Below are 6,997 nucleotides of genomic sequence, written 5' to 3'. Positions count from 1 at the left end.
GGGGTGGCGCATACAGCCAGGCTGGTGGTAAGGTAACTCTGGAGTTCCAGTAGCGTTAGCAAACCATGAATAAAAAAGTTTGATAGTTAATCATAAATGAAAAAGGATAAACCAGTTCTAGAACTGGTTTATCCTTTTTCCATTTATGCCTCTTTAAAGATAATGAGACAATCCAGCTCAAAGTATCTTCGACTCTTTGAGCTGGAAAACAGTGATTATTAAAGTTAAAAGAAATTCATTTTCTCCCACTATTCCGGCTTTATTTCCTCCGGTTGTACATTTATAACCTTATTTTTAGATTAAATCGAAGGCCCGGGCATACTGACAGAGTTCAAAGAACGAATTCGTATTGAGCTTTTGCTTTATATTTTTGCGATGAGACTCTACAGTGTTAGTTGAGATGCATAGTTCTTCTGCCGTGTCAGAGGCGCTTTTGCCCAGCGCCAGCAGCCTGAGCACCTCGCACTCCCGTTCGCTTAGCTTTGAGAACTCCTGAAGATGCTTTCTAAGGAAATTATTCTCCTCCAGTAGGCGCTCCACCTTGGCAGTTATGTGGTTATGTGGGTCTATGGGTATGGAAATGGAAAGAACCAACAGCGGCTTGTTCTCAGTGTCCTTTTTAAAAATCTTGGCACTACTCATATACCATTGCCACTCCTGGCTTTCAGATGCACGCACTTGTTGGAAGAAGGTGACAATCTTCTCCTCATCGTTGCACTCAATTAGGTTTTGAAGCTTGGGCACGTAGTCCTTGGCGTCCTCGGGATTAAAATGTAGGCTATGGTAGCTTTCTTCGCTTTTTCCTTCTATCTCCTCAGCGCTTACGCCCAAGATGGCAAGCCCTCTGCTAGACATCCACACCACGGACATGGTCTGCATGTTGTGCAAGACCAACACACAAGGCATTTTTTCTGCTAGTTTTTCAACCTCGGTGACAGCCTCGGCTATCGTGTCCTTGTTATTCATCTTTTCAATTATGATATGGTAAGATAAATTCTTTAATAATCTAGTACAAAAGGGGGGATTTATGGTTTCGGCAAAATATTATAAAAATCACCAGAAATGGTGATTGCAGAGTCAATCAAGGGGACATACTTTTGTTACTATTTATACTTAGTGAATATGCAGTATAACTATAACTTACTTTAGCTACACCCTAAACTACCATCCTATCCAACGCTTGGATGAACAAATAATCAAATCTAATTCCTTTTTGTAATACGGCCATGCCCCCCTTGGCTATTAATGAAATAATTCACAGATGACTCACTACTTTCATTTTGAAGGAGTGACTACCCTTATTAAGTGGAATTGTAGGTTTTGTTTAAATAGCCTTCTTCAAAATATCCGTCACACATAATGTAGTTTTATGAAAACACTCTTTACTAAAATTTTCCTGTTGCTCCTCCTTCTCACTGGAGGGCTTAGCCGCGAAGCCCTCTCCAATAGCTGGGGAAAAGTAAATGTCTCAGATGTCCATTCTTGTCAAGAGGCTTCTGACGAGCCAACAGCTTCTGTCATCAGAGGCGCTAATTCTATGGTTAGTAACGGGTTCTTTTATCAATGGGAGAAAAGCATCAGTTTTGCTTTATCAGGCTTTATTGCCAGCCCAAGGCCAATTTCCCTCTTTATTGAGCCGCCTGTCATATCCCAATACGGTGTGTTAGGGAAGATAGTTGATTCAGGTAAAACCAATACTGAAACTAATGCTTTAAGGACAGCAGTAGAAACGCCAACTATAACCACCGGCTTCATTTCTACAGACAACTACTACTGTCCGGGAATGCCAATAAACGTGTCCTTCTTTGTTTCATCGCCATTTAACAGTGACAACGTCTTCACAATCCAGCTCTCTGATGCTAACGGTAGCTTTGCTTCCCCTGTTAACCTAGATACGTTTAAAAGTACAGAGTCCGGTGAAACAACGGTTTTCCCTCCTTCTTATGCCAACGGGGCCGGTTACCAAATACGCGTTGTGGCATCTAGCCCTTCTGTCATAGGGTCTGTGAATGAGGGTGGGGCTATCCGAATTTTCCCTGCCAAAGACTATTACATGGATGAAGACGGAGACGGCCATTTTAGTGTTTTGCCCCTTGAACTGTGCGACCCGAGTTTCTACGGAGCTTACCAAATCTTTCCGGGCGACGACTGCGACGATTATGATGCATCCATACATCCTAGGGCGGAGGATATTTGCGATGGCAAAGATAATGACTGTGACGGGATAGTTGACAATGGGAAACCCGTAGTGATTGCCGTGGCCAACGCAGGTTCGGTTCGCATGAATAGCTCCTCCAGCATTTCGGTTTATACGGGCTCTATAGGAACAGCTTCCTATTGTTCACCTACCGTTAGCGCGTCTGTTCTTTCAGGACAACTACAGTTGAACTCCCGTCAGCTCAATGAGTATGCTGCGCCAGATAAAAGTTACTATGACTACACCATGACCTTAGCTCCGGCGGTAGTGACTTCCTCAGCAGACAACATAAACCTGGTGCCGTTTGATTTTAGCCTGCAGACTCCAGAGCTATACTACAGCTATGGACAACTTCATATTCTAATTGATTTTAACCAAGATGGCATTTTTGAAGAATCAGAGAAAGTCTATGATGATAGAGTAGATGTCTATGGCGGGGGAGCCTCTGCCAATGGTTTCCTTGATATTCCCGCCGGACTGAATTTGGTGACCCGTATGCGGGTACTGCTCGACTTCTCCGGTTCTGTGTTCTATGACTACTGTAGCGGAGATTTGATTTTAGATTACCCAGTGGCTATCAACCCTCCTTACACCTACAGTTGGTCCCCTTCCACCAATCTAAGTAGTGCGACTGTAGCTGACCCATATATCAGTACCATAAACAAGACTACAACTTATTCGGTAACGGTTACTGACCAAGAGACGGGTTGCACTTCCCAAAGTTCAGTTACAGTAGAGGTGCTTTCTACCCCGCCCTCTATTACTACACAGCCAGCTAATCGCTTAACGTATGCAGGCGAAGGTGCTGCTTTCTCAGTTGGGGCTACTGGGTCTAATTTAATGTACCAATGGCAGGAAAGCCGTGACGGTGGCAGCACCTTCGCCAGTGTCAGCAATGGCGGTGTGTACAGTGGTGCTACTACCAATACTTTATATTTAACCAACGTTCCTGTTTCTATGCATAGCTACCAATACCGGGTGGTAGTGAGCAACGGTGTAGAAACCCTTTCTAATGCTGCAACGCTTTCTGTAAGAGAGATAGATCCTGCCACCAACCCTTGGGAGGTAGTAGGCACACCTAATTTCTCTCAAGGGGTTGCTAACAGGACAACCTTTGCGTTAGCCCCAGATGGAACGCCGTATGTTGCTTTTGTAGATTCACAAGAAGAATATAATGAGAACTATGAACTTGTCATCATGAAGTACTATGGTGGCAGCTGGGTAAAAGTAGGCTCAACAAAAGGTTTTGAAGGTAGTGATTATTACACCTCTTTTGACAATGTATGGAACATTTCAATAGCCTTTTCCGCAGACGGTACCCCTTATGTCGGCTTCGCTCAAGCAGGTAGTAGTCAAGGTTTGACTGTCATAAAATACAATGGAAGCAAATGGGCAGCGGTGGGCGGTTCCAGTTTCCCATCAGAGGGGTCAGGCGGTTATCTTTCACTGGTTATTGCGCCAGATAATACGCCTTATATAGCTTACCAAGAGCTTAATACTAATCTTAATGGTGATTTCGCAGGGAGGATAACAGTGAGAAAGTACAATGGAAGCAGTTGGGACGTAGTTGGCGTAAGAGGCTTCTCCACCTGGATTAATGACAATTTAAAAATGGTAATGGCGCCAAATGGAGAATTATATGTGGCTTTTCAGGATGGTAAGTATGGTGGTAAAGCTTCTGTTATGAAGTACAATGGCAGCGCATGGGAAGTGGTGGGCACATCGGGCTTTTCAGCTGGTGTAATTGCTGATGTCTCATTGGCCTTGTCACCAGACGGCCTGCCGTATGTAGCTTATAGAGGAGACCAGAGCAATGGTCAAAAAGCCACCGTAATGAAATATACCGGAAGCAGCTGGGAATTAGTTGGCCCACAAGGTTTTTCGGAAGGAATGACTTCATCCCCTTCTTTAGTGGTAGCGCAAGATGGTACACCTTTTGTAGCCTATTTTGACTATGCCTATACAGGCAGGGCCACTGTCATGAAGTATGACGGCAGCAGTTGGGTAGCGGTTGGGCCACTAGGTTTTTCACCTGATGATGCACATCATGCTTCGTTAGCCATGGCATCTAATGGTACACTGTACTTAGGTTATCAAAATAGAAATGATGGCGTATATGGAAGCAAAGTTACGGTGATGAAGTTTGCTAACGCTGTTACGGTAGCTACCCCGCCCTCCATCACAACCCAACCCGTCGCCAAGACTATCACCGCGGGGCAGAGTACCAGTTTCACCGTAGGGGCCAGTGGAGAAGGTGCAATCACCTACCAGTGGCAAGTAAGCCAGGATGCTGGCACTACCTTCGCCAACATCAGCAACGGCGGCGTGTACGGCGGAGCCACCAATGATACCCTCCTGCTCTCAAATGTTCCTCTTGAGATGAACGGCTACTGGTACCGGGTGGTGGTGAGCAGCGGTGCAGAGGCAAATTCAGGAGCAGCCTTGCTTACAGTGAATGCGCTTGTTTCAGATGCAGTAGTCAGTACAAAACCTTTTGCCCCATCTAATCTTGTGCTCACTTCTGTTTCAGATACAGTAGTAACCTTGAATTGGGCGGATAACTCGTCAAACGAAACTAGCTTTAAGGTTGTCAGGTCTCTTGTGCCAGAATTTGATAGGGATACTGTTGTAACTATTGTTGCAGAGAACATAACTTCATACACTGATACAAGTGTTGTGAAAGACGCTTCTTATTATTTTAAGATTTTATCTTTAAATGATAGCGGAGAAGCTTCCTCTAATGTACAAGCCTTAAATGTTACTTGCCCGCCAGATTTACAATTTAAAGATATTGTGGCAGAATATTCTACCATTTCTATTAATGATACTTTGACCTTTAAGCCATCATCAAAAATTGTAAATACTGCAGAGTGTGCTAGTTATGCGTCCAAATCATCTTATAAAGTATATATATCTGAAGATGAGGTATTAGATGTTGTAGAAGATATTAACATATCTGGGAATGGTTTTGAGACGGAGGCTCCATTAAGAAATACTAGTAGTGCTCTTTTTAAGTCAGTTAAAATTCCAGATAGTATTGCTTTGTTAGGTCAACGTTATTTAATTTTTCAACTAGACCCTGAAAATAAAATCTATGAGAAAAATGAAACAAACAACCTTGCGGTTGTGCCAATATTTATTACTAAAAATGCTGGTATAAAAATTGAAAATTTTGAAATTTCCAATACCAATCAAGAAAATGGAATGGTAACGGTTAATTTTGATGTAGTTAATACAGGAGAAGGTGCATTAGGAGAGTATTATATTGATTTTAGGTCTGAACAAAATAGAATTGATTTAACAAGGGAAAGTGGATTAGATTTAGGGCAAAGAAAAAGTATTAGTAAAGCCTTGCCTATTTCATGTGTTAATTATGGTACCAAGAACCTACGTGTTATACTTAACCCTGCTTTAAATTATAATAGGGGAGAATATTCTTATATCCGAAAAGAAATTTTATTAAATGATACTACTAACACTACGGCTTCAGGGGAATATACTTTTGTGGGCACTAAACCCGACTTAGGGATTTACATAAAAATAAAAAACGTAAGAACCGTAGATGCCGGAGGATCTATCACTGTAGAATCTACTGTAACAAATACCGGCGTTTTATTTGAGGGAACACAGGAAATAAATTATTACCTGTCCAAAAATGACACTCTTGATGCAAGTGATCAACCAATAGGGCATTCTAGGTTTAGTGCAATGCTCGTTTGTGAAGGAGAAACTATAATTACTGAAGTTCTTACTATTCCTTCTACTGCTGCTTTAGGTGACTATTATGTTCTCGCTAAAGTTGATCCTAGGTCTGGATTAAATGAAATCAATGAAGAGAATAATACACATGCAAGATCTCTAGTAGTATCTAAGAACCCTGACTTAGTATTACAGAGTTTTACCATTAGTAATACCTCTCCTGTTGCTAATGAGAGAACTAGAATTAACTTTAGTATTAAAAATCAAGGGCAGGGCCCGGTTAGTGATTCCTATCTTGATGTATATGTGTCAGATGATGATAATTTCAGCCCATCTACAGATACTAGATTAACTTCATATGGTGAAGAATATAACTGGATCCATATTCCGTCTTTGGCTGCTGGTGAAGTTTATGAGGGTTCCTTTGATTTAAAATTCTCTTCCTGTGGGATTGAAGGAGACAAATTTGTTTTTGCCATAGCAGATGGCTATTTTCCAAATTTGAATGGTAATGTAATTCCCGAAATAAATGAAACTAATAACTATAATTCATCAGGGGTTAAAGCTGCCATAAAATCAAACCCTGATCTCAATTTGTTAGAACCAATTAGCGGGAAAACTACCTCAACTAATAAGATAACAGCTAGTTTGAATATTCAAAATGTTGGGAGTTCGGTTGAAAATGATAGTCAATTGAAATTTTATCTATCTGATGATCTTCAATTAAGTTCATCAGATAGCTTGTTGAAAACTATTACAATTAATTCTGCCTCGTTAGCGTGTAAGCAAACCTATCTCATTAACAATTTAGAAATTGTCCTTCCGGCAAATATAAAATTAGGCACATACAAAGTTTTAATTTTTGCAGATGCAGATAGTAGCATTGTAGAGCAATCAGAGGAAAACAATTTTAATTTTATTGTATTCGAAAAAATTGTTGGTGGAACTACCGGGCCTGTAGAACCAACCCCGGGACCGGAACCGCTCAGCATTACAACATCGGCCTTGGCCATTTCTTCCATAAGGCCGGGCATCCAGTTCGAGGTCCCCTACGAGAAGACGGGGACCTACGAGCGGTACGTGAACGAGTTCCGGGTGGAG

The 6,997-nt window shown here is 41.8% G+C and carries 2 protein-coding genes; one reads left to right on the top strand and one right to left on the bottom strand.

The window, feature by feature from the left end:
- Positions 1 to 294: 294 nt before the first annotated feature.
- On the bottom strand, positions 295 to 966 hold the full coding sequence (locus A8O23_RS21950; RefSeq protein WP_066626064.1) for a LuxR C-terminal-related transcriptional regulator: 672 nt from the start codon (positions 964 to 966) through the stop codon (positions 295 to 297).
- 403 nt (positions 967 to 1,369) lie between these two features.
- On the opposite strand from A8O23_RS21950, the gene A8O23_RS20980 reads away from it, so the two are divergent.
- On the top strand, positions 1,370 to 6,997 hold a 5,628-nt coding region (locus tag A8O23_RS20980), incomplete at its 3' end, for a CARDB domain-containing protein (protein WP_153042313.1).

The organism is Rufibacter roseus, from assembly GCF_001647285.1.
Taxonomy (GTDB): Bacteria; Bacteroidota; Bacteroidia; order Cytophagales; family Hymenobacteraceae; genus Nibribacter; species Nibribacter roseus.
Note: the sequence above shows the minus strand (reverse complement) of the source record. Positions and strands in the feature narration are given on the sequence as shown.